We start from the raw sequence: 23,232 nt of genomic DNA, 5'->3' as shown, positions 1-23,232 counted from the left end.
TTATCAAGCGTCACAGAATATAAGCTTGGCAACAGTCCCGCAAGGCCGTCCCTCACGAGAAGAAAAATTCCGGTCAGGGCATTGATCCGCCCTGAGAAAGCGTTATGGTATCGGTCAGTTGGCGGGGGAGCCAACAAGGAAAGCATTACATGTCCGCGAGGGAAGTCACCACCAAAGACAACCGCAAGGTCACCAGCCTTGCCGTCGAAAACCATATTGCGACCCTGACGCTCAACGATCCGTCGAGCCGGAACTCCCTGTCGCGCGAGATGATGGCGCAGCTACAGGAGACGCTGGACGACATCGCCGCGGATAAAGACATCCATGTGGTGATCCTCCGTGCCGAGGGGCCGGTCTTTTCCTCCGGTCATAATCTTCGCGAAGTGCTTGCCATGTCGGACGACGGCACCCTTTCCGATCTCTTCGATCAATGCAGCACCCTGATGCAGAGCGTTGTCACCCTGCCGCAGCCGGTCATCGCCCGCATTGACGGCGCCGTCACCGCCGCCGGAACGCAGCTCGTCGCCTCCTGCGATCTCGCCTATGCATCTGAAGACTCGAAGTTTGCGACCTCGGGCATCAATTTCGGTCTTTTCTGCACAACACCCGGCGTGGCCCTCGGCCGCAATGTCCAGCCGAAGCAGGCGATGGAGATGCTGCTCTCCGGTGACTTTATCAAGGCGGACCGCGCGATGGAGATTGGGCTGATCAACGCCGCCCTCCCCGCCGACACGCTCGATAGCCACATCCTCGCAATGGCCCGCAACATCGCGTCGAAATCGCCGGTGGTGATAAAGATGGGCAAGGCCGCCTTTTACAAGCAGTTGCCGATGTCGCTGGAGGACGCCTACAAATACACTTCCGGCGTGATGTGCGAGAATATGGAGACCCGCGACGCCAAGGAGGGCCTCACCGCCTTTTTTGAAAAGCGCGACCCCGAATGGCGAGGGGAATAAGCGGATGATCCACGACGTTTACGCCGATGACTATATCGGCGACATCCTCAATGAGGTGAAGACGATCGCTGTGGTCGGCGCGAGCAGCAATCCGGCACGACCGAGCTATTATGTCATGAAATACATGAAGCGGAAGGGCTACCGGATGATCCCGGTCAATCCCGGTCTCGCGGGACAGGAATTGCTGGGTGAGACGGTCTATGCCTCCCTGCTGGATATTCCGGAGCCGGTCGATATGGTCGATTGCTTTCGGGCAAGCGACGCGATTCCCCCCATTATGGACGAGGCCATCAAGATCGGCGCAAAGGTTATCTGGATGCAGCTTGGTGTGCGCGATGACGAGGCGGCGGCCACGGCCGAGGCGGCGGGCCTGAAAGTGGTCATGAACCGCTGCCCCAAAATCGAATTCGGGCGTCTGTCCGGTGAAATTGCCTTTATGGGCGGCCGGTCCGATGTCATTTCTTCAAAACGTTCAAAACTAGTAAGGAAAAAATAATATGAGCTCCCCAAAATTCGAAACCCTCTCTGTCCATGCCGGTGCCGCACCGGACCCGACCACCGGCGCCCGCGTCACCCCGATCTACCAGACATCCGGCTATGTCTTTGATGATGCGGACCACGCGGCGGAACTGTTCAACCTGCAGGCCTTCGGCAATATCTACTCGCGCCTGACCAACCCGACCAACGCGGTGCTGGAAGAACGGGTAGCGACACTTGAAGGCGGTGCGACCGGCCTTGCGGTCTCCTCCGGTCATGCGGCGCAGCTGATCGTCTTTCACACCCTGATGCAACCCGGCGATGAGTTCCTTGCCTCCACCCGGCTTTATGGCGGATCGATCACCCAGTTCAGCCAGTCCTTCAAGAAGTTCGACTGGAACGCAATCTTTGTTGACCCGAAGAACCCAGAAGATTTCAAGAAAGCCCTGACACCGAAATGCAAGGCCATCTTTATCGAGAGCCTTGCCAACCCCGGCGGCGTGATGACCGATATCGAGGCGATTGCCAAGATTGCCCATGAGGCGGGCATCCCGCTCATCGTCGATAACACGCTGGCCACGCCATATCATTGCCGCCCGATCGAGTGGGGCGCCGACATTGTTGTGCATTCGGCGACGAAATTTCTCTGCGGCCATGGCAACTCCATGGGCGGCATGATCGTCGATTCCGGCACTTTTGACTGGAGCGCGTCCGACAAGTTCCCGACCCTGAGTCAGCCGAACGAGTCCTATCACGGCCTCAAATTCCATGAGACTTTCGGCCAGCTTGGTTTCGGCATCGCTTGCCGCGCCCTGGGCCTGCGCGATTTGGGCCCCGCCCTCTCCCCGTTCAATGCCTTTATGATCCTGACCGGGATCGAGACCCTGCCCCTTCGCATGGAACGGCACAGCGAGAATGCCCTCAAGGTCGCCGAGTATCTGAAGAACCATGACAAGGTCAGCTGGGTTTCCTACGCCGGTCTTAAAGGCGATCCCTATTATGAGCTGGGCCAGAAATACCTGAACGGCGGTGCCGGCGCGGTCCTCACCTTCGGGATCAAGGGTGGCTATGATGCCGGCGTCAAGGTCGTGGAAACGGTTGAGCTGTTCTCCCATCTCGCCAATATCGGCGATACCCGGAGCCTGATCATCCACCCAAGCTCGACCACCCATCGCCAGCTCAGCGAGGAACAACAGGTCGCGGCGGGCGCCGGGCCGGACGTTGTCCGTCTTTCCATCGGGATCGAGAATGTCGAGGACATCATCGCCGATCTGGAACAGGCCATCAGCGCCAGCTAACGCCTATCCGTCGTAAACGGATAGCTCTATCAGGTTGAGATCGGGGTCGCGCACGTAAATTGACGTGATCGACCCCCTCGCCCCCGTCCGGGCCACCGGCCCCTCGAGAATGGCAATCCCGGCCGCAACAAGCCGGGCCTGCATCTCCGCCAACTCCCCCTCGATGATAAAACAGAGATCCGCGGTGCCGGGTTTCGCCAGATGCGCCTTCGGCTCGAATTCGTGCCCGGCCAGATGCAGGTTGATTTTCGATGGCCCGAAGATCAGCGCCCGCCGCCCCTCACCAAATTCCTCATAAATCATTCCTAATATTTCACAGTAAAACGCTTTGGTACGTTCAATATCTGTGACAGTAAGAACAAGATGATCCAGATTTTTAATCATTGTTTATTTCTATTTTTAAGTAATATTTACATTGAAACGAATTTATTTATTACCAGTTAAGTAAATAATTTATTTATTAAGGAATGGTCATGAAATATTCATTCATTGTTACCTCAATATTATTATTTACTTTACCCATGATCGCCGCCGCCAAGGACGGCACGGTTACTGCCGCGGAAGGCTGGAACAACAGCGCGGGTTTCCAGACATCCTATGACAGGTTGGTAAAATTGACCACCTCCGAAGCGATCGAACGGCAAAACGGCGGGTTCTACGACCAGTGGCAACAATATAATTTCTTCATCACCAACAGCTCGATCGACACGCAGACGAACATTACCACGGGCGATGTGGGCGGGTTGAATGTCACCTCCACCCATTGCGGTCATTCAGTCGCGCAGCAGCCCATCAACACAAGTGGGACAAATGATATTTCGGCGGGCGACGTCGCCTGCATCGTGGGGACGAAAAATGCGACCAATCCTTAAAGGCCTGCCCATTGCACTCCTGCTCCTGACGGGTTGCGTCGCGACTAGCCAGGAGAATATCGCGCTGCCCAAGGGGCCGCCGGTGCAGACAGTCAGCACGCCCTATGACCGCCTGATCGCCTGCGTCGCGACCAACGCCAGACTGCATGGCGTCTGGGCGGTCGGTGAGATCGTCGATGCCACCGGCAAGTTCAGCGGCGAGTATGCGGGGACCGGCAAGTATGTGAGCCAGGGCGCCGGCGACATGATGCAGACGACCCTGCTCCGGGCCAGGGCGGAATCCGTCGTCAACCGGCGCGATCCCCGCCCGGTCATAACCGAGATCCAGCTCGGCATCCGCGACGCCAAGCAGTTCCTCTTGATGGATTATTATATCTCGGGCTCGGTCAATACGCTCGACTTCATTCCCGGCGCGGCGGCGGAGCTGACCATCGCCGGGATCGGTCCGCGTTACCGCCAGAACCGCGCCCTTGTCGGGCTTGATCTGCACCTGACCGACGCGCGGACATCCGAGGTTTTGGCGGCGGTCAATATCTCGAAACAGATTTTCGCCGATGAGGCCGGCTTCGGCATCGGGCGCTTCTTCGGGGATACGCTGGTCGATCTCGATATCAGCGGCCAGAACCGCGAACCGCTCCAGCTCTCGCTCCGCTCCATGCTGCAGTTCGGGCTCTATGAAATGCTCTCCCAGCTCAATCCCGATCTTCGGTCCAATTGCCAGACGATCGTCGATACCATTGAGGGGGTCGAGGACAACGCCCCCTCTCCGTCATAATCAAAACAATCGCATTAATCAGGGATGCGTCATTTCCCAACTTCATTTTCAGCAAAGGAATTTAGGATGAAAAAACTTATTATGGGCACCCTCCTGCTGGCACTTTCCGCCAGCCCCGCCCTCGCTAAATATACCGGTCCGGGTGGACCGGGCGGACCGGGCGCACCGGCAAACGTGACAAACGATGTCAGCGTCGGCATCAGCAAAACCAATGTGACGGTTGGCGACACCACCGGCACCATCACCATTCAGGGCCGCTATGCCTCCAACTTCGGGTCCAACAATATCGGGGCAACGGTGGCACCGCAGACGGTCCTGTTTCCGCATTTCGATGCGCCATACTTCACCGGTTTTCCTGCCGATGCCAAGGGAAGCCTGACCTATACGGGATCCAGCGTTGCCAATACGGCGATCGGCGCCTATACGCAACTTGAGCAGCCAAGGCTCACGATTTCGGAGGATGGTCTGACGGATATCATCCAGTCCCTCATCGATGCGGGCGGGCCCGATCTGGATAATGACTACTACCGCGCACCTGTACAGAACCAGGCCTCCGTCGCCGGGGTGATTGTCACCGTCGGCGCGATCCACTCCTCCCCGGACATCTGGGAGAAATAACCCCGCCCGGCGCCTTTAAGCCGTCCCTCTTTGCCGGTCAGCTCACCCGCTGGCCGGTTTTTTTCCGCTAAACCATAGCTCATGGGTCACATACAGGGCGGCGGCCAGTACCAGCATCCCGCCCGCCTGATGCGCCGCGCCGAGGGCGACCGGCACCACATAGAGCAGCGTCGCGATGCCGAGAAATATCTGCAGGAAGACGAGGCTGACCAGCGCCGAGATCCCAAGACGGAGGCGCGTGGTCAATCCCCCGCTCCGGCTCGTCAGGTACAGCCAGATGGCGGTGAGCGCGATGGCGTACCCGACCATGCGATGAACAAACTGCACCGTCCCCGGGTTTTCAAGGAAGTTGTGATAGAGCGGCTGCATATAGAGGAAATCCTCGGGCACAAACCGCCCGCCCATCAACGGCCAGTCCGTATAGACAAAGCCCGCATTGAGCCCGGCAACGAAGCCGCCGATAATAATCTGCACCGCAATCAGGAAAAGCAGCCCATAACCCGTCCGTCGCACCATGGCGGGCGCGGGCGCGGGCCTCTCCCCCGCCGGGCGGACAAGATCAAAGATCGTCCACAGGAGAACGGCGAAAATCAGGCTGGCAAGTGCGAGATGCGCGGTCAGGCGGTAATGGCTGACGTCCGGGTGATCGACGAGGCCGCTTTTCACCATGAACCAGCCCATGCCGCCCTGCGCCGCGCCGAGCAGGAACAGCAGCGTGAGCCGGGGCGCCATGCTCCGCGGGAGCTTCCGGAAGATCAGCAACAGGACGAAAGGCACAAAGAACGCGAGGCCGATAATGCGCCCCAGCACCCGATGGGCAAACTCGAAGGCGTAGATGCCCTGAAACTCGGACAGGCTCATGCCCTTGTTGATTTTCTGGTATTCGGGGAACGCCTTGTAGCGCTCGAACTCCGCCATCCAGGCCTCGTGGCTCAAGGGGGGCAGCCAGCCCGTCACCGGCTTCCAGTCGGTCATGGACAGGCCCGAATTGGTGAGGCGTGTGACCCCGCCCAGCACGATCATCGCGAACACCAGCACCGCCACCAGCGTGAGCCAGGTGATCACCAGTTTACGGCCTTCGCCTGCGGGCGCGCCTGCGCCGCTCTCAATATCCGTTGTCATGGCCCGCAACATAGCCCAATTCCGCCCAAAAGCAATATAGCGAGAGGGCCCTTGCGGCACTCCGTCGCAGGGGACGGCCCGGCCGTCTGCGGGATTGATTGACTTGCGATTTGATTCGCCTAGACTTCTCCTTTTACGTGCCCTGATGAGTTAGAGGAAAGATGGCGATGAAACAGGTATTCTACCCTGCTTTGGTAAGTAAAGATCAGGACAGCGATTATGACATCTCTTTTCCCGATTTTGCCGGATGTGTTAGCGCCGGGGGAACCATTGAACAGGCCATCAGAAGCGCCCATGAAGCCCTGCAGCTTCATATTGAAGGCATCATTGAGGACAAGGACCCCATTCCGGCGGCAACACCGCTTGCGGATGTTATGACTGACGACGTATTGGCCCTTGTCTTGATTGGCGCAAGATTACCCGGCAAGGCGCAACGGGTGCAGATCACGCTTGACGAGCATTTGCTGGCCGAGATCGACGCCGTTGCCGATAACCGGTCCGGTTTTCTGGCCGAAGCCGCCCGCGACAAGCTATCCCGGCTGATGAGCAACAATTAACCCCTCCCCGCCACGCTCGGCACCACCATCAATGATCTGATCCGCGATCGGGTCACCTGATCACTATTTATTTCCACTTTTCAAGTAGGCAGGGAATCTGTGATAAAGCGAGAATGCCTAAGGAAAATACGCCTGCACCAATTAACTGGTACCGGCGTATTAAGTGGGGGGAGCGCTCTCAAATCCGACATGGCCTTGAGGATTTCTCAAAGGTTCCGTGACAAACTACGACTCCGGATCTTATCCATCTGGGGCTGTGGAAATTGTGCTTCAAAAAAGCATCAAGCGAGTTAGCACCTCTTACAAGGGGCTCTCGTAACAGCACCTATGGACCACCTCAACCGCAAAATCGACGTGGCGCGGTGTTTGATCTTCTCCCCAACCCGTTTAGTCTGCCTTACTTCACGTTTTGCGCCGTGAAAAATGAGATCGGGTTAGTCAAAAATTCGGACATGGAAGTCCTCACTTTCTACCCCAACAAATTGGGACTATAGAATATATGGGAAGTATCAGTTCGACATACAAGATGTGGTACTAAAAAATATTTTCCCACTAAAAAAGCCCCGAAACCGTTTGGCTTCGAGGCTTTTAATTGGTCGGGCAGGCCGGATTTGAACCGACGACCCCTTCACCCCCAGTGAAGTGCGCTACCAGGCTGCGCTACTGCCCGCCAGGTCCCTGGTGACCGGGCGCATCCGCGCCCAAGGCTGGCGCACTATACTGAGACCGGCGCGCGATGGCAACGCCCGTTATGGCGCAAAACTCACTTTTTTTCCGCCTGCAAATAATCCCTGTCCGCCCGCTCAGGCGAGCATCTCTTTCAGCTCTTTCAGGTCGCTCAGGACGCGTCGCAGCTGCACCTTTGCCTCCCCGGAAAGAGGATCGCTCCCGCCGTTACCGCCGTTGCTTTCCGTCGGAGAGAGCGCCGGGTTCCCCTCCGCCCGGGCGGCGGAGACCATGGCGTCGACATTGTCGATGCGGCCGCCCTGCTCCTTCAGAAGTTTCTGCGCGCCGCGAATCGTGAAGCCATGCTTGTAGAGAAGATCGCGGATGCCGCGGATCAGCTCCACATCGGAAGGACGGTAATAGCGCCGCCCGCCGCCGCGCTTCAGGGGCTTGACGACCTTGAACTTCGTCTCCCAGAAACGCAGGACATGCTGCGGCACTTCCAGCTCCGTCGAGACTTCGCTGATGGTGCGGAACGCGTCAGGCGATTTTTGCAGTTTCTGTGCTTCTCTCGCCACCTTATGCGCCACCGTTGCCCTTGTTGATCTTGTCCTTCAGAACATGGGACGCGCGAAAGACGAGAACACGGCGCGGATTGATCGGCACTTCTTCCCCGGTTTTCGGGTTGCGGCCGACACGGCCGGACTTCTGCCGTACCTGAAGACTGCCGAAGGAGGAAATCTTTACTGTCTCGCCGGCCACCAGCCGGTCCGCAATTTCTGACAGAACCGCCTCGACATGATCCGCGGATTCGTTTCGCGACAAGCCGACTTCCTGATAAACAGCTTCTGCCAAATTTGCTCTGGTTAAAGTATTTTTTGTCATGATATCACCCCATTAGACCTTACAGGATTATCAAAGCGACAGGTCTCGTCAATCATAAAGACGCGATTCCCGTCTGTTAGCGCCGTAAAAGTCGGTTTTTAGACAAAAAGACGCGATAACTGATTGAAATTGATCGGGGATTTGACGACGTATAGGCATTATCTCAGAAAAAGAGATTCGCGAAACTACCAGCGAACCAGCGCAGATCCCCAGGTAAAGCCGCCGCCCATGGCCTCCAGCAGCAGCAAATCGCCCCGCTTGACGCGTCCGTCCCGAACCGCCTCATCCAGCGCAAGCGGCACGGATGCAGCGGAAGTATTGCCGTGTTTATCGACAGTTAGGACAACTTTCTCTGGATCGAGTTTAAGTTTTCTTCCCGTGCCGTCGATGATCCGCTTGTTCGCCTGATGCGGCACCAGCCAGTCGATATCGTCGGTGGTCAGGCCCGTCGCGTCGAGCGCCTCATGCACTACGCTGGCGAGGTTATTGACCGCGTGGCGGAAAACCTCCCGCCCCTCCATCCGGAGGTAACCGGTCGTCTGGGTCGAGGACGGGCCGCCATCGACATAGAGCAGATCATGCTTGTCGCCGTCCGAATGCAGATGGCTTGTGAGAATGCCGCGATCGTCGGAGGTGCCCGCACCGTCCTCCGCCTCAAGGACAATGGCGCCAGCGCCGTCGGCGAAGAGAACGCAGGTCGTCCGGTCCTCCCAGTCGAGAATGCGCGAGAAGGTTTCCGCGCCGATAACCAGCGCGCGGTTCGCCTGGCCGGACTTCACGAAATTATCCGCCGTCGCCAGCGCGTAGAGAAAACCTGTACAGACAGCCTGGATGTCAAATGCGAAGCCGCCGGTCATGCCGAGATTCTTCTGCACCACGGTCGCGGTCGCGGGAAATGTCTCGTCCGGGGTTGCTGTGGCAAGAACGATCAGGTCGATATCATCGGCTTTCAGCCCCGCCATCTCCAGCGCCGCCTTTGCCGCATGGGTCGCGAGATCAGAGGTCAGCTCGCCGTCCGCCGCGATATGGCGCTGCTTGATGCCGGAACGCGCAACGATCCATTCATCCGTGGTGTCGACCATCTGGGACAGCTCGTCATTCGTCAGAATGCGTTTGGGGAGATAGGATCCGGTGGCGGTAATAACTGAGCGACGCATGTACTTCCTGTTCTATCCGGCATCCTCAACGGTGCTGGAAGCTTTATCTTTAGTCTTGATGGGCCGGGATGTCGAGGCGGCAGCCGGCTGCTTTTCCTCGTCCCCGTTAGGCGTGGCGACATTATTACTCATTTTCGCGGCCATATCAAAGGTCTCGAAATTTGTGCGCATTTTATCGATCATGTCGTCGGACACCATCTGGATGGCAACGCCGATGGCATTGGCAAAGCCCATGGCATCGGTGCCGCCGTGACTTTTCACGCAAAGGCCGTTCAACCCGAGGAGAACGCCGCCGTTATAGACCCGCGGATCCAGCCGCTCCTTCAGGATATTCAGGCCGCCACGGGAGAAGACATACCCAATTCGGGCAATCAGCGAACTTTTATAACCGGCACGCAGGAAGTCGGTAAAGAGCCGCACCACCCCTTCGGCGGTTTTCAGCGCCACATTGCCGGTAAAGCCATCGGTAACAATCACATCAACAACGCCGCGGGTAATATCATCGCCCTCAACAAAGCCCTGGTACTCGAACGGCGCATTCTCGATCGAGCGGAGGCGATCCCCGGCCTCCTTGATGGTATCGTGGCCCTTGAGTTCCTCGCTCCCGACATTCAACAGTGCGACGCGCGGCGGCACCCGCCCCAGCACGGCACGGGCGAATTCAGCCCCCATAAAGGCGAATTGCACCAGGTTATCGGCGTCGCATTCGACATTGGCACCGAGATCAAGCATCACCGTCTCCCCTCGCGGAGAGGGCAGAACGGAGGCAATGGCCGGGCGGTCGATGCCGGTCATCATTCGCAGCGAGAATTTCGCCATCGCCATCAGCGCGCCGGTATTGCCCGCCGAGACAATTGCCCCGGCATCGCCATCGCGCACGGAATCGATCGCAAGACGCATACTGCTCTTGCGGCCCTTGCGGAGCGCGTGGCTCGGCTTGTCTTCGGATTTGACGGCCTCATCCGTGTGACGCAACTCGCACACGGCGCGTACACCGGGATGTGCTTTTAACAGCGGTTCCAGCCGTGCCTCGTTCCCGAACAGGAGGAAACGGGCCTCGGGGAACTGTATGCGGATAATGTCGATGCCCTTAATGACGATGTCAGGAGCATCATCTCCCCCCATCGCATCAAGAGCAATGACAATATTCTCAGGCATACTTTTGTCCGGTTCCGGCCATCCTAATCAGCAGTATGCCGATTAGAGGATGTCACCCGTTTCCAGGATTTCACGATCACCGTAATGACCGCATGCACCACAAATATGATGAGACCGCTTCATCTCACCGCAATTCGGGCATTCCTGCGCCTGCGTGCCGACAAGCGCGTCATGGGCCCGGCGCATGTTGCGCTTGGATTTGGTGGTTTTTCTCTTTGGTACTGCCATTTTTCCAGTCTCTCACTTCAGATGCCCTTGAGCCAGGGCGACAATATAAATAAATCGATATGAGATAGCGTTATGCCTTCATATCACTTCTTACTCATCAAGTCCCTCAAATTTGCAAAGGGCTGATGTGTCCCCTGCTCCTTCTTCACCTGATCAAGGTCCAACTCTTCTTCCATCTCCGCCTCCGGCAGGTCGTCCCGCCGCGGATACGGATCCAGCGCCAACGCGATCTGCTCGGATATCATGGACAACAGGTCAATCCTGCCCCCAACAATCAACTCCGGCGGATCCGGCTCATCCAACCCCACAACCTTCTCCAGATCCTCAACCTTGAGGTCTTCCGGATCAAAGGTGTAGAACACCGTAAATTCTTCGTCAATCGCCTGCGCCACCGGTTGCAGCGAGACGACACAAGCCTGCACCGCTTCCGCACGCACCCGCCCTGACGCCGCGATCTGGCCGTTTGAACTGCGACGGACCAGCGATCCTCTCGCCTCCACGTCGGACAGACCGAGGATATCCAGCGACTTCGCCAGCGCCTCGCATTCTTCCGCGGTCGCCTTTATATCGAAATTCATGGGCTCCCGCCCGAGACGCTCGACATTGATCAACCGAGCGATTCCACCCCCGGCATCTTTCATGGCGATCTTTCCTTCTAAAACCAGCTCAAGCACAACCGACCGGCGTCATTCTGCCGGGCACGCGATTCGAAGGCGCGAAAATACTGGTTTCGATGCGTGCGGTCAACGGATTTTGTCATTTCCCGAAAATGGCGATTTTCTGCCCGCCTTACAAGGAAAAACTTTACCCGGACTCAACTCGCTCAGTCGGCCTGAAAGGGCCCGAAATCCGCGCTTCCCTTCATCAGCGCCTCGAGATCCTGCCCCGAAAGATGCTGATCCGCCGCCCGCACATAGCGGGCCAGTTTCGCCACAGCCTCCGCCGGCACCTCATCAACCGTGCCGTAATGATTGCGTAACAAGGATTCTTCCAGCGTTTCCTCCCCCTCTCCATCGAGGGCCGAGTCGTAGGCGGCAACACGGCCGTAAAAGGCCTTGGCCATCTTCTTGATATGCTTGCCAATGCTGAGGTCGCCGATGCCGATTTCGCGCAAACTCTGGTCCATATCCGCGAACATTTCATCAAACAGCGTCTGCGACAGCTTCTGCGCGCGCTTGCCCTTCCCCCGGAGCTGACGCATGATCAGGAACGCATGAAGGGAAATCATCTCGAACCGGCCATCGACGGTATCAGGGACCGCCGCGGCCGTATAAAAGGCAGGATTGCGCGACTGACGCACGATTTCTGCATAGAGATCCGCCGCCGGACGTTCCATCGGATTACGGCGAAAGAAATTTGCTAGGCCCACGCGGTTCCTCCCGCTGATCCGGCGCATATTCGATTTTTCAGCATCATCGGCGTCGCGCCCTTAAGAAAATTTGACATTTGCCGAGCGGCAAGCCATTTATTATCCCTGAGTTACGCATTTCACGGCGTTTAGTCAACTGAAAGACGCGCCGGAGCAAGGAACCATGAAACTACTGAAGACTGGGCTTTCCATCGCCGTTCTCGGCCTCGCGCTCACCGCCTGTGAGCCGATCAAGACGAACCAGGGCTATCGCCTGGATCCGGAACAGCTCGCCCAGATCGAAGCGGGCGTCACCAACAAGGATACGGTGCAGGCAATCATGGGCTCCCCTTCCAGCATTGCGACCTTCCAGACCGAGGGTGATGCCTGGTACTATATCAGCAGCAAGACGGAACATCTGGCCTTCCTGGCGAAGGAGGTCACCGAGCGCGATATCGTGATCGTCAAGTTCGACATCAATGACGTGGTGGCAGAGGTGAAAGACCTCAGTAAGGAAGACGGCCGGGAAATCGAGATTGTCGAGCGGGAAACCCCGACCGGCGGTCGCAAGCTTGGCCTGCTGGAGCAGCTTTTCGGCAACCTTGGCCGATTCAACAGCGCCGCCCAGGACAACTAGTAATTTTTCAGCCTAAGTTTGGTGCCAGGTAAATCTGCCTAACCCGTTAGGCGGTTGCCCTGCCCAATATAATTGAAGGCCTGCAGAAGCTGAAGGCCCATGATACCCCAAAAGGCACCGCTTATCAGGCCCGACGTGGTGCCATATACAAGGGAGAATCCGATCGTCCCACTCAGGTCCGGATTAATGGCCATCACAACCGACAGCACATATTTCGCGACGAACCCGATCATGATGAAAATCAGGGTCAACGGGGTCCCCGGACGCATCACCCGCTTCGCCTTTCGGTCGTAGGTTGACGCCGGATACCGACTCGCCAGCAGCCAGCCTATCCCGAACCCGATCGCTATCATCACCGCAAAGACCCCGAGCGCAATCGTCCAGCGGGGCAATTCCATGAACACAGAATAAAGACCCCAGACGAAGAAGAATACGGGAAGCAACAACATGGTCACCGGCCGCGATTTGCGCGGACGAAGCGCGGAGAGTCCGCTGAGGACAAGAAAGGCGAAGAGCGCCCAGACCCAGACTGGTGTGTGAGAGAGGATGGATGAAATAGATACCATTCTTATGCTCCTGAATCGGTGACAATTCTGAGTATGGTATTGCTCTCTTGGACAGGTGCCTTATTTCAGTGTTGGCAGGCACCCCGGTCTAACCCGGACTAAACATATAGCTTAAACTATAAGGTTAATTGAGGCGCGGAACAGCGGTTTTCAGAACTTCCGCCCTGATTGTGACCCTCGTCACCAGATCAGGCCGATCCCGACCTGTCATGAAAAAACCCCCGGCCGAAACCGGGGGTTTTCTGTTGGATCTGCCGTCGTGGTCTAGTGCGCCAGAACAGCCAGCAGGAGAAGCGCGATGATATTGGTGATCTTGATCATCGGGTTGACTGCCGGGCCCGCCGTATCCTTGTAGGGATCGCCAACCGTATCGCCGGTCACCGCCGCCGCATGGGCATCGGTGCCCTTGCCGCCGTGATGGCCATCCTCGATATATTTCTTGGCGTTATCCCAGGCACCCCCGCCCGCCGTCATGGAGACTGCGACGAAGAGGCCAGTGACAATCACGCCGAGCAGCATCGCTCCGACGGTTGCAAAGGCCGCCGACTTGTCGGCAATCCCCATTATCACGAAATAGACGACAATCGGCGCGAGCAGTGGCAACAGGGAGGGAATGATCATTTCCTTGATCGCCGCCTTGGTCAGCATATCCACCGCACGCCCGTAATCAGGCTTACCGGTACCTTCCATGATGCCGGGAATCTCCTTGAACTGGCGACGCACCTCACGAACAACCGAGCTTGCCGCCCGGCCCACAGCCATCATACCCATGGCGCCGAACAGATACGGCAGCATTCCGCCGAGAATCAGGCCCACGACGATGTACGGATTTTTCAGGCTGAAATCGAGGGTGACGCCCTGGAAGTAGCTGAACTGTTCCGCCGTCGCATTGGTGATGAAATACTGTAGATCCTCCGTATAGGCGGCGAACAGCACCAGCGCCCCGAGACCGGCGGAGCCGATGGCATAGCCCTTGGTCACGGCTTTCGTCGTGTTGCCCACGGCGTCCAGCGCGTCGGTGGTCTTGCGCACATCCTCGTCCATATCCGCCATTTCCGCGATTCCGCCAGCGTTATCCGTTACCGGACCGTAGGCATCGAGCGCGACGATCATTCCGGCGAGCGCCAGCATGGTGGTCACCGCAATGGCAATGCCGAACAAGGCCGCAAGGTTATAGGAGACGATAATACCGGCCACGATAATGATCGCCGGGATCGCCGTTGCCTCCATCGAGACGGCCAGTCCCTGGATCACATTCGTGCCATGACCGGTTTCAGAGGCGGCCGCAATGCTGCGCACCGGGCGGTATTCGGTCGAGGTGTAATACTCCGTAATCCAGATCAGCAAGCCGGTCACGACCAGACCCACCAGACCGCAGAAGAACAGGTGCATGCCCGTGAACTCCTTGGCGCCGATAGTGTAAACTGTATCAATCCCGACGGTGAACTGGGTAATCGGCCAGAGCGCTAAGGCTGACAGGATTGTGGTCACGATAAAGCCCTTGTAGAGCGCCCCCATGATGTTGTTGTTCGCACCAAGCTTGACGAAGAAGGTGCCGATGATGGAGGTGATGATGCAGACGCCGCCAATCATGAGCGGATAGGTCATCATGACCGCATCGCCCGAGAAGTAAATCGACGCAAGAACCATGGTCGCAACCACGGTAACCGCGTACGTTTCGAACAGGTCCGCAGCCATGCCGGCACAGTCCCCGACATTGTCGCCCACGTTATCGGCGATCACGGCAGGGTTACGGGGGTCATCCTCGGGGATACCGGCCTCGACCTTGCCAACCAGGTCCGCGCCCACGTCGGCGCCCTTGGTGAAGATACCACCGCCAAGACGGGCAAAGATGGAAATCAGCGAGGCACCGAGGCTCAGCGCGACGAGGCTGTCAACAATGCCGCGACCCTCAACGCCGGCGCTAACCAGATAGGCGTAATAGCCGGCCACGGCCAGCAGCGCCAGGCCAACAACAAGAAGGCCGGTAATCGCACCGGCCGTAAAGGAAACATCCAAGCCCTCTTTCAGGCTTCTCGCGGCGGCGGCCGCGGTCCTTACATTGGCCCGGACAGACACGTTCATACCGATAAAACCGGCTGCACCCGAAAGAATGGCGCCAATCGCGAACCCAATCGCAACCTTAATATCCATCAGAAAAAACAGAATGACAAAAATGACAATCCCGACCAGCCCGATCGTCAAATACTGCCGGTTCAGATAAGCGGACGCGCCCTCCTGAATGGCGGCTGCGATCTGTTGCATCTTTTCCGTACCGGCATCATGCGCCAACACCGATCGTGAAGCGTAAGCGCCGTAGCACAAGGCCAACAGCCCGCAGATTATCGGTATCCATAATTCTACTGACATTCTTTCATCCCCATTAATGTTACAAGTTGGCCGTTAGCGGGCCATACGTTTTTTGTTAATTATCGTGCGAAGTTTTCCCCCTTAACTGTGGAACCGAACTCTCTCAAGCACCGGTCGAACAGTAGAATGCCAGATTACCCTATATTGCGCAAGGATTGGAAATGCCTAAATTAGCACTGCCTTTCCAAGCGTTTTATCATATGAATTTAGAAGGATTTTTTTTGAATAGCCGGTGGCAAAATCTTCTGGAACATGCTATCGCAGCGCCAGTATTTTCCTGGAGACAATGAGTCATGGATCTTTCAAAAATTCCTGCGGGCAAAGATGTGCCGTGGGACGTCAATGTCGTGATTGAAATTCCCCTTGGCGGCGTCCCCGTCAAATATGAGGTGGAAAAGGAAAGCGGTGCGATGTTTGTCGACCGGTTCCTGCACACGGCAATGTTCTATCCCTGCAACTACGGTTTCATTCCGCAGACCCTCGCCGACGATGGCGATCCGGTGGATGTTCTGGTTGCCGGCCCCATTCCGGTTATTCCCGGCGCCGTGATCCGTGCCCGCCCTGTTGGCGTGCTGATCATGGAGGACGAGGCCGGCCAGGACGAGAAAATCCTGAGCGTGCCGGTGGACGACCTGCACCCCTATTATTCGAATATCAGCAACTATACCGATCTGCGCGGCATCCTGCTCGACCAGATCTCCCACTTCTTTGAGCATTACAAGGATCTGGAAGAAGACAAATGGGTCCGTATCGTCCGCTGGGGCGATGCCGAGGAAGCCGCGGAAATGATCCGCAAATCCCTGGTCTGACGGAATAGCTGCGGTTGAGGCGGGTTCCGGCCCGCCTACCGCTCCTGCCGCCGGTTACCCCGTTGCAAGTCGACGACGGTTGGCGCGCATGCTCCAGAGCGAGAGCAGGATCACGAATGCCAGCAACGGCAGCGCACCGAAATTAACAACATCCCAGCCGAACCGTTCCTGCAGCTGACCGCTCATCAATGACGCGGTCGCCACCGTACCAAACACCAGAAAATCATTCAGGCCCTGCACCTTGGCAGTCTCGGACGGCCGGTAGGTCGTCGAGACGAGCGTCGTTCCGCCGATGAACATGAAGTTCCAAGACAGGCCGAGCAGCACCAGCGCGATATAGAAGTTCGCAAGCTCCAGCCCCATGAGGGAGACCGTTACACTCGCAAGCCCCAGCAGGGCGCCGAGGATAATGATCTTGTATTCCCCGTAACGCGAAATCAGCGAGCCGGTAAAAAAGCTCGGGGCGAACATCGCGACCACATGCCAGCTGATGACGTTGAAGGAATCGCTCGGCTGATGGCCGCAGCCGACCATGGCCAGCGGGGTTGCCGTCATCACAAGGCTCATCACGCCATAGCCGATCATGGCACTCAATACGGCGACAATGAAGGTTGGCTGCCTGATAATCTCGGATAAGGGGCGTTGACCCGATTCATGCTCCGGGATGACCATCCGCGGGATCCTGACGAAGCTCAGGAAAACGAGCGCGAGGAGACCCAGGATGATGATCGAGAGATAAGACCCGAGATACATGAAGGGCGCGAAGAGGTCCTTGCTATGGCTGGCGATCTGGGGGCCCAGAAAACCGGCGATCACCCCGCCCGCCAAGACATAGGAGACCGCCTTGCTTCGGTTCTTGTTGCCCGCGATATCGATGGCGGCGAAACGGTAATAGTTCCCGAAGGCCGTGGACATACCGACAAAGATCGCACCGAAGGCGAATAGCCAGAAACTGCTGATCCAGATGCCGTAGCTACAGATAGCCGCGCCGGTTATGCCGATCAGCACCCCGAAAAGAAAACCCAGCTTCCGGCCGACCTGCCGCATGAAGAAGGACGCGGGAATAGTGGCAATCGCGGTTCCCGTCACAACGGCCGTCACTGGAACGGTTGCCAGCGACTTGTCCTCCCCCAGCAGGACCAGGCTGGCCAGCGCCGCCGAGGAAATCATGATGGACGTCGTGCTGTTCATCAGCGCCTGACAACCGGACATCAATAAAATGCTTAGCTTGGTCCGGCGGTCCATTTTGCCCCGTCCTTCTTCTTGTTGTTACATGAGGTGACAGGCGTTGACTACTCCGCGCCCTGCATTTGTTGATAGCTTTCCAGGACCTTATAGTCGCTGACGCAATCGGCCTTGACCGGCGCCGCCTGCTCCCGTGTTTGCCAAAGACTGTACAGGCCCGTTTCCCAGCGGTCCGGATCAAGCAGAACCATATGCGCATAAAGTCCCGGTGTCTTCAAAAGAGCTTCATGGCGCTCTTTTTCCTCCTGCATCAGGTCGCCGACCGGACGGCCGACAGGCACCTTGTCCACGGCGCTGCACATATAGGTCGGGTTTTCCTTGGCCGGGCCATAATCAAACGCAATGATCTGCCAGCTGCGCACGCGCGGACGGCCGAAGTTTTCGGTCACGCCATTGAACAGGTTATTGAGAAGAAATTCCTGGGCGAACTGCGCGTTCTCCCAAATATAAAAAGGAGCATAGATATGCTCTTCGGAGTCATACAGATAGAACTTGTGGCGCAAACCCGGACAACCGACAAATAATCGGCTTCTGGCTGCCACATGCTTATGTATTTGCTTATCGTCGAAATCTTGTGGCAAGCGCACCGAATATTGCATCGCCAGCATACATCTCTCCCAGAAGTACATAAAAATCGCGTGGAATATGTCAAGAATATGACGAAAACACAACCCACACAAATGCATAGCTAATATGCATAATCGCAAAACAGTTCAAAAATGCTGCCATCCGCGGACAGACAGCGGCATGTCATTGCCGTCCGCCTGACGCACCCGAACGCCCTCGCCCGCGATCATCTCCCCGATGATGGTGAGCGGGACGCCACCTTCCTTCGCCAGCTTCACGAGATCGTCCCGTCGCTCGGCTGGCAGGGTGAAGGCAAGCTCGTAGTCGTCACCGCCGGTCAGCACTGTCGCGATCAGGTCCGGTTCCGATTGCACGGCTGCCTGCGCCGCCTCCGAGAGCGGCACTTTCTCCCACTCGATCACCGCGCCGAGACCGGATTCCTCCGTGATATGGCCGATATCGGCGATCAGTCCGTCCGAAATATCGATGCAGCTCGTCGCCTTGCCGACAAGTGCGCGGCCAAGGGCCATCCTCGGCTCCGGCAACTGGTAGCGGTCCTCGAGATATTCTTCAGAGGTCGGGTCGAGGTCCGGCAGTTGTCCGTTGAGGGCCCGGAGACCCAGTGCTCCGTCGCCGATTGTACCGGACACCACAATCAGGTCGCCGTCGCCTGCCCCATTCCGCCGGAGCGCCTTGCCTTCCGCAACGCTCCCGATTGCGGTAAGCGATAATGACAGCGGACCGGACGTGCGCACCGTATCCCCGCCCAGAAGGCCGACGCCGAATTCTTCCTGATCCTCTGCAAGCCCTTCGGCAAACTCCGTTATCCAGGCATGCGGGAGATCTTCCGGCCAGAACGTCGCAAGGAGATAGCCGACAGGCGTCGCACCCATCGCCGCAAGGTCGGAGAGATTGACCCGCAGCAGCTTGCGCGCAATATCGCCGGGCAGGTCCGCCTCACGGAAATGCACACCCGCCACCATGGCGTCCTTGGTCAGGACGAGGTCTTTTCCCTTGGGCGGTGTGAGGACCGCCGCATCGTCGGTGAGGCCAAGCGCGGCAGGCGTATCCGCCGCGAGCGGCTTCAGGACCCTGTCGATCAGCGCGAATTCACCTTCGTTGGTATTTCGCCCGGTCCCGGCCATGTCAGTCAAATTCACCTGTGCGTAACTCTTTCGCGATCTTGTCCAGCACCCCGTTGACCAGCGCCGGTTCCTTGCCGGTGAAGAAGGTCCGGGCGAGGCCGATATACTCTTTGATCAGCACTTTCGCCGGCATATCCACGCGGGCGAGGAATTCATATGTCGCGGCCCGCAACAGACAGAGCAAAACCACTTCCAGCCGTTCTGTCGTCCGGTCCTTTTCAAGGCGGTCGCCGATCAGCTTGTCGATCTCCTCCTGACGGGCCTTGGTGTTGAGGACAATATCCTCGAACAGCGGCTTGTCGCTGTCCTTGAACTGGTCGCCATCAAGCTCCTTGCCGACACGATGCAGCAGGAATTCCTCCACCACCTCCTGCGGCGGTTTGTTGTCATGCTCCATCTGGTAGAGGGCCTGCACGGCGTTCAGCCGGGCGAGCGTGCGCCGGCTGTGCTTATCGCCCCGTTTTTCGTTACGCGCATTCATCGCGGGAACATTCCAAATTTTTCCTTGAGCTTGAGCATCTTGAGCGCCGCATCTGCCGCGCCCCCGCCCTTGTTCTTTTCAGTTTTGCGGGCACGGGCCCAGGCCTGCTCGTCATTTTCGCAGGTGATAATGCCATTGCCAACCGCAATACAGTATTCCGTCGAGATATCCATCAGCGCCCGCGCACTTTCCTCCGACACCGTATCATAGTGGGAGGTTTCGCCGCGGATCACGCAGCCGAGGGCGACATAGGCATCAAAACGTCGCCGACCGCCCATGAACTCCATTGACTTGATGGCGAAGCGGATCGCCGCTGGAATTTCAAGACAGCCCGGCACCTGCACGATCTCATAGCTCGCGCCCGCCGCATCCAGCACCTCTTTCGCGCCGTCGAGCAGGGCATCGGAGATATCGCGGTAAAAATCCGCCTCGACAATCAGCAGATGTAGGTCATTGCTCATGGCTCACCCTTTCGTTTCGATAAGGCGGGTTTCCGTAATCGCCAGCCCGTAGCCGTCGAGGCCGACCACGGTCCGCGTATGATTGGAGAGCAGGATCATGTTCTTGATACCAAGATCAAGGAGGATCTGCGCCCCGATACCATAATCACGCAGCTCATGGGATTCTTTGAGCGGTTCGCCAAGCTTGCGACGCACCCGGTCGGAGAGAGCCATCGCCCGAGGTTCGCGGATCAGGACCACCACGCCCTTGCCCGCCTTGTCGATTTGCTTCATCGCATCATGCAGGGTATCCGGATTTTCATCCAGCTCCCCGAGGACATCGCCCAGCAGATTGAGCGCATGCATACGGACCAGAACAGGCTCCTCTCCGGCAACATCGCCCTTGACCAGCGCCACATGCTCCGCATATTCGGGCCGGTTGGAGAAGACGATCATCTTCCAGTCGCCGCCATACTTGCTGGAAATATCGGCCTCGACCTCCCGTGTGATCAGGCTGTCGTGGCGACGGCGATAGGCAATCAGGTCCGCAATCGTGCCGACTTTCAGGCCATGGAACTGGGCGAATTTCACGAGGTCCGGCAGGCGCGCCATGGTCCCGTCATCATTCATGATCTCGCAGATCACCCCCGCCGGCATCAGCCCGGCAAGGCGGGCGATATCAACCGCTGCCTCCGTATGGCCGGCGCGGCGCAGCACACCGCCTTCTCGGGCGACCAGCGGAAATACATGGCCCGGCGAGACAATATCCTGTGCGTTCTTTGTCGGGTCGATGGCGACGGCAATGGTATGGGCGCGGTCGGCGGCAGAAATGCCGGTGGTGACGCCCTCGCGCGCCTCGATCGAGACAGTGAAATTCGTCGTCAGGCGCGAGGCGTTATCCTGCGCCATCAACGGCAGCCCGAGATGGTTGACCCGTTCTTCCGACATCGACAGGCAGATCAGCCCGCGGCCGAATTTCGCCATGAAATTGATCACATCCGGGGTCGCCATCTGTGCCGGGATCACCAGGTCCCCTTCGTTTTCCCGGTCTTCCGCATCGACAAGCACGAACATCTTGCCATTGCGGGCATCATCAATGATTTCCTCTGTCGAGGAGAGGTATTCTTTATAGCTCATTTTTTCTTACTTACCTCTGTCATGCGGGCGACATAACGCGCCAGTACATCGATTTCAAAGTTAATGCGCCGACCGACGGTCAACGTACCGAAGGTGGTATGTTCCTGCGTATGCGGAATGATATTCACAGTGAAATGATCGTCCCCGACCTCATTCACCGTCAGGGATACACCGTCGAGACAGATCGATCCCTTTGCTGCAACCAGCCCGGCGAACTTCGCCGGCAGCGAAAAGACAAGCTTTGTCGAGTCACCGATGGTTTCCATCTGGAGCAGCGAGACCACCGCATCGACATGTCCGGTGACCACATGGCCGCCAAGCTCATCGCCGATTTTCAGCGCTCGCTCCAGATTGACTGCGGTGCCCTCTTGCCAGTCGCCAAGGTTGGTGCAGGAAAGCGTCTCGTCCGATGCCTCAACGGCAAACCACCCCTCCCCCTTCTCAATCACTGTCAGGCACGGGCCCGAACAGGCGATGGAGGCGCCGATATCGATCGTGTCGGTGTCGTAGGAGGTTTCAATCTCATATCGGGTATCGCCCAGTTTCTCTATGGCGCGAACCCGTCCGACATCAGTAATTATGCCTGTAAACATTCCACTCAATTCCGAAGAAAATAACTTTCCAATAAATCATCACCCAACCGACGTTCCTCGATCAGGTGAAGTTCTGGCGCCTCGCTTATCCGTTCCAGCCCGATGGACTCAAGGGCCGGAATGCCGTCCCCGCCGATAATCCGACCGGCGCGAAACCACATCAGGCGATCCGCCAACTCATCTTTTATCAGCGTTGCCAGAAGATGGGAACCACCCTCGACAAGTATTCGCGTTATTCCGCGTTTCGCGAGAGCCTCGAGACCGAGCCCCATGTCGGGCAGCCCCGATTCATTGGCCGGCACCTCGATCACCTGGGCTCCCAGATCTTCCAGAGCCTGCAACCGGTCCTTATCGTTGCCAAGCACGGTGACAATCCAGAGCGGCACCTCCCGCGCCTTCGCCACCAGGTTCGATGTTAGCGGCAGGCGCAACCGCGAATCCGCAACGATGCGGATCGGGGAATACTGTTCGAGGCCGTCAATGCGGCAGGTCAGGTCCGGGTTATCGACCAACGCCGTGCCGACACCGATCATGATCGCGTCATTCTGTGCCCGCAGCATATGTCCATAACGTCTCGCAGCAACGCCTGTGATCCATTTGCTGTCGCCGGTCGCCGTCGCGATCCGTCCGTCGAGACTAGTCGCCATTTTAAGGGTGACCAGCGGCCGTCCGTGCAGCCGGGTGGTGATAAAGCCCGCGTTCAGCTCCGATGCCTCGTTGGCAAGCAGACCCTCGACAACCTCGATCCCGGACTTTTGCAAAATCTCGATACCGGCGCCATTGACCCGTTCATCCGGATCGCGCAACGCAACCACGACACGGGCAACCCCGGCCGCGACGAGGGCCTCCACACAGGGCGGTGTCTTACCGTGATGGGCGCACGGCTCAAGTGTGACATAAACAGTCGCGCCCTCTGCCCGCGGGCCTGCCATCTCGAGCGCCATGGTCTCCGCATGGGGCCGTCCGCCGTCCTGCGTCCAGCCGCGCCCGATGACATTCCCATTCTGCACGATTACGCAGCCAACCGCCGGGTTGGGCGCCACCCGGCCGAGACCGCGCGCGGCAAGGCGCAAGGCGGCCTGCATATGGAATTCGTCCCGTTGGGTATCAGAGGCAGTCATGGGT

28 protein-coding genes and 1 tRNA gene are annotated in these 23,232 nt (G+C 57.8%); 9 read left to right on the top strand and 20 right to left on the bottom strand.

Annotated elements, in window-relative coordinates:
* The first annotated feature begins 149 nt into the window (after positions 1–149).
* From J0X12_RS12530 to J0X12_RS12520, 3 genes are read left to right on the top strand one after another with little or no spacing between them, the layout of a single operon-like run.
* A complete protein-coding gene (locus J0X12_RS12530) occupies positions 150–956 on the top strand; it encodes an enoyl-CoA hydratase (RefSeq protein WP_207046255.1) in 807 nt (268 codons plus the stop codon).
* Positions 957–960: 4 nt separating this feature from the next.
* Positions 961–1,452: a CoA-binding protein gene (locus J0X12_RS12525; protein WP_207046253.1), complete on the top strand. Its 492-nt coding sequence runs from the start codon at positions 961–963 to the stop codon at positions 1,450–1,452.
* Between the two features lies 1 nt (position 1,453).
* On the top strand, positions 1,454–2,731 hold the full coding sequence (locus tag J0X12_RS12520) for an O-acetylhomoserine aminocarboxypropyltransferase (protein WP_207046251.1): 1,278 nt from the start codon (positions 1,454–1,456) through the stop codon (positions 2,729–2,731).
* Between the two features lie 3 nt (positions 2,732–2,734).
* Here the strand turns inward: J0X12_RS12520 and J0X12_RS12515 are convergent, their stop codons facing one another.
* Positions 2,735–3,115, bottom strand: coding sequence for a VOC family protein (locus tag J0X12_RS12515; protein WP_207046249.1), 381 nt, complete (start codon positions 3,113–3,115; stop codon positions 2,735–2,737).
* Positions 3,116–3,204: 89 nt separating this feature from the next.
* On the opposite strand from J0X12_RS12515, the gene J0X12_RS12510 reads away from it, so the two are divergent.
* From J0X12_RS12510 to J0X12_RS12500, 3 genes are all read left to right on the top strand, one after another.
* Positions 3,205–3,603, top strand: a complete 399-nt coding sequence (locus J0X12_RS12510) for a hypothetical protein (RefSeq protein ID WP_207046247.1) — start codon at positions 3,205–3,207, stop codon at positions 3,601–3,603.
* Entirely contained in the window at positions 3,587–4,378 is a 792-nt protein-coding gene (locus J0X12_RS12505) for a CsgG/HfaB family protein (protein WP_207046245.1), read from the top strand. The genes J0X12_RS12510 and J0X12_RS12505 overlap by 17 nt, the downstream gene beginning before the upstream one ends.
* Before the next feature lie 66 nt (positions 4,379–4,444).
* Positions 4,445–4,996, top strand: coding sequence for a hypothetical protein (locus tag J0X12_RS12500; protein ID WP_207046243.1), 552 nt, complete (start codon positions 4,445–4,447; stop codon positions 4,994–4,996).
* Positions 4,997–5,038: 42 nt separating this feature from the next.
* On the opposite strand, the gene J0X12_RS12495 is transcribed toward J0X12_RS12500, so the two are convergent.
* Positions 5,039–6,118 (bottom strand): COX15/CtaA family protein, encoded by a 1,080-nt coding sequence (locus J0X12_RS12495; protein ID WP_207046242.1) that lies wholly within the window; start codon positions 6,116–6,118, stop codon positions 5,039–5,041.
* 167 nt (positions 6,119–6,285) lie between these two features.
* Between J0X12_RS12495 and J0X12_RS12490 the strand changes: the two genes are divergently transcribed.
* Positions 6,286–6,675: a type II toxin-antitoxin system HicB family antitoxin gene (locus J0X12_RS12490; RefSeq protein WP_207046240.1), complete on the top strand. Its 390-nt coding sequence runs from the start codon at positions 6,286–6,288 to the stop codon at positions 6,673–6,675.
* A 593-nt stretch (positions 6,676–7,268) separates the two neighbouring features.
* Here the strand turns inward: J0X12_RS12490 and J0X12_RS12485 are convergent.
* The 8 genes from J0X12_RS12485 to J0X12_RS12450 form a co-directional block, all read right to left on the bottom strand.
* Positions 7,269–7,345 (bottom strand) — tRNA-Pro (locus J0X12_RS12485).
* 133 nt (positions 7,346–7,478) lie between these two features.
* Positions 7,479–7,898, bottom strand: a complete 420-nt coding sequence (locus tag J0X12_RS12480) for a MerR family transcriptional regulator (RefSeq protein WP_207046868.1) — start codon at positions 7,896–7,898, stop codon at positions 7,479–7,481.
* Positions 7,899–7,920: 22 nt separating this feature from the next.
* Positions 7,921–8,226, bottom strand: coding sequence for an integration host factor subunit alpha (locus J0X12_RS12475; protein WP_207046238.1), 306 nt, complete (start codon positions 8,224–8,226; stop codon positions 7,921–7,923).
* Between the two features lie 185 nt (positions 8,227–8,411).
* Complete coding sequence (locus tag J0X12_RS12470) at positions 8,412–9,383, bottom strand: beta-ketoacyl-ACP synthase III (protein WP_207046236.1); 972 nt, start codon at positions 9,381–9,383, stop codon at positions 8,412–8,414.
* Positions 9,384–9,395: 12 nt separating this feature from the next.
* A complete protein-coding gene (plsX, locus tag J0X12_RS12465) occupies positions 9,396–10,541 on the bottom strand; it encodes a phosphate acyltransferase PlsX (protein WP_207046234.1) in 1,146 nt (381 codons plus the stop codon).
* Positions 10,542–10,583: 42 nt separating this feature from the next.
* On the bottom strand, positions 10,584–10,769 hold the full coding sequence (gene rpmF, locus J0X12_RS12460; RefSeq protein WP_207046232.1) for a 50S ribosomal protein L32: 186 nt from the start codon (positions 10,767–10,769) through the stop codon (positions 10,584–10,586).
* 83 nt (positions 10,770–10,852) lie between these two features.
* On the bottom strand, positions 10,853–11,410 hold the full coding sequence (locus tag J0X12_RS12455; protein WP_207046230.1) for a YceD family protein: 558 nt from the start codon (positions 11,408–11,410) through the stop codon (positions 10,853–10,855).
* Between the two features lie 182 nt (positions 11,411–11,592).
* Positions 11,593–12,138 carry a ubiquinol-cytochrome C chaperone family protein gene (locus J0X12_RS12450; RefSeq protein WP_207046229.1) on the bottom strand — a complete coding sequence of 182 codons (546 nt, stop codon included), beginning with the start codon at positions 12,136–12,138 and terminating at the stop codon, positions 11,593–11,595.
* 163 nt (positions 12,139–12,301) lie between these two features.
* On the opposite strand from J0X12_RS12450, the gene J0X12_RS12445 reads away from it, so the two are divergent.
* Positions 12,302–12,754, top strand: a complete 453-nt coding sequence (locus J0X12_RS12445) for an outer membrane protein assembly factor BamE (RefSeq protein ID WP_207046227.1) — start codon at positions 12,302–12,304, stop codon at positions 12,752–12,754.
* A 38-nt stretch (positions 12,755–12,792) separates the two neighbouring features.
* Here the strand turns inward: J0X12_RS12445 and J0X12_RS12440 are convergent, their stop codons facing one another.
* Together J0X12_RS12440 and J0X12_RS12435 are read right to left on the bottom strand one after the other, a co-directional pair.
* Positions 12,793–13,320: a DUF6622 family protein gene (locus J0X12_RS12440; RefSeq protein WP_207046225.1), complete on the bottom strand. Its 528-nt coding sequence runs from the start codon at positions 13,318–13,320 to the stop codon at positions 12,793–12,795.
* 264 nt (positions 13,321–13,584) lie between these two features.
* A complete protein-coding gene (locus tag J0X12_RS12435) occupies positions 13,585–15,690 on the bottom strand; it encodes a sodium-translocating pyrophosphatase (RefSeq protein ID WP_207046223.1) in 2,106 nt (701 codons plus the stop codon).
* Positions 15,691–15,983: 293 nt separating this feature from the next.
* On the opposite strand from J0X12_RS12435, the gene ppa reads away from it, so the two are divergent.
* Complete coding sequence (gene ppa, locus J0X12_RS12430; RefSeq protein WP_207046221.1) at positions 15,984–16,499, top strand: inorganic diphosphatase; 516 nt, start codon at positions 15,984–15,986, stop codon at positions 16,497–16,499.
* Between the two features lie 54 nt (positions 16,500–16,553).
* Here ppa and J0X12_RS12425 read toward each other — a convergent pair whose 3' ends face one another.
* The 8 genes from J0X12_RS12425 to ribD all read right to left on the bottom strand — a co-directional run bounded on the left by J0X12_RS12425 (position 16,554) and on the right by ribD (position 23,228).
* Positions 16,554–17,744, bottom strand: coding sequence for an MFS transporter (locus J0X12_RS12425; RefSeq protein WP_207046219.1), 1,191 nt, complete (start codon positions 17,742–17,744; stop codon positions 16,554–16,556).
* Between the two features lie 47 nt (positions 17,745–17,791).
* On the bottom strand, positions 17,792–18,352 hold the full coding sequence (locus tag J0X12_RS12420; RefSeq protein WP_207046217.1) for a DUF4865 family protein: 561 nt from the start codon (positions 18,350–18,352) through the stop codon (positions 17,792–17,794).
* A gap of 105 nt (positions 18,353–18,457) precedes the next feature.
* Positions 18,458–19,471 carry a thiamine-phosphate kinase gene (gene thiL, locus J0X12_RS12415; RefSeq protein WP_207046215.1) on the bottom strand — a complete coding sequence of 338 codons (1,014 nt, stop codon included), beginning with the start codon at positions 19,469–19,471 and terminating at the stop codon, positions 18,458–18,460.
* Complete coding sequence (gene nusB / locus J0X12_RS12410; RefSeq protein ID WP_207046214.1) at positions 19,458–19,937, bottom strand: transcription antitermination factor NusB; 480 nt, start codon at positions 19,935–19,937, stop codon at positions 19,458–19,460. Before nusB ends, thiL begins: the two co-directional genes overlap by 14 nt.
* Positions 19,934–20,398, bottom strand: a complete 465-nt coding sequence (locus J0X12_RS12405) for a 6,7-dimethyl-8-ribityllumazine synthase (protein WP_207046212.1) — start codon at positions 20,396–20,398, stop codon at positions 19,934–19,936. Before J0X12_RS12405 ends, nusB begins: the two co-directional genes overlap by 4 nt.
* A 3-nt stretch (positions 20,399–20,401) precedes the next feature.
* On the bottom strand, positions 20,402–21,514 hold the full coding sequence (ribB, locus tag J0X12_RS12400; protein WP_207046210.1) for a 3,4-dihydroxy-2-butanone-4-phosphate synthase: 1,113 nt from the start codon (positions 21,512–21,514) through the stop codon (positions 20,402–20,404).
* Positions 21,511–22,107, bottom strand: a complete 597-nt coding sequence (locus J0X12_RS12395; protein ID WP_207046208.1) for a riboflavin synthase — start codon at positions 22,105–22,107, stop codon at positions 21,511–21,513. The genes ribB and J0X12_RS12395 overlap by 4 nt, the downstream gene beginning before the upstream one ends.
* 5 nt (positions 22,108–22,112) lie before the next feature.
* Positions 22,113–23,228: a bifunctional diaminohydroxyphosphoribosylaminopyrimidine deaminase/5-amino-6-(5-phosphoribosylamino)uracil reductase RibD gene (gene ribD, locus J0X12_RS12390; RefSeq protein WP_207046206.1), complete on the bottom strand. Its 1,116-nt coding sequence runs from the start codon at positions 23,226–23,228 to the stop codon at positions 22,113–22,115.
* Between the last annotated feature and the right edge of the window lie 4 nt (positions 23,229–23,232).

It is taken from the genome of Sneathiella sedimenti (assembly GCF_017313765.1).
GTDB classification, from domain to species: domain Bacteria; phylum Pseudomonadota; class Alphaproteobacteria; order Sneathiellales; family Sneathiellaceae; genus Sneathiella; species Sneathiella sedimenti.
This window is presented reverse-complemented; position numbering and strand designations above follow the sequence as displayed.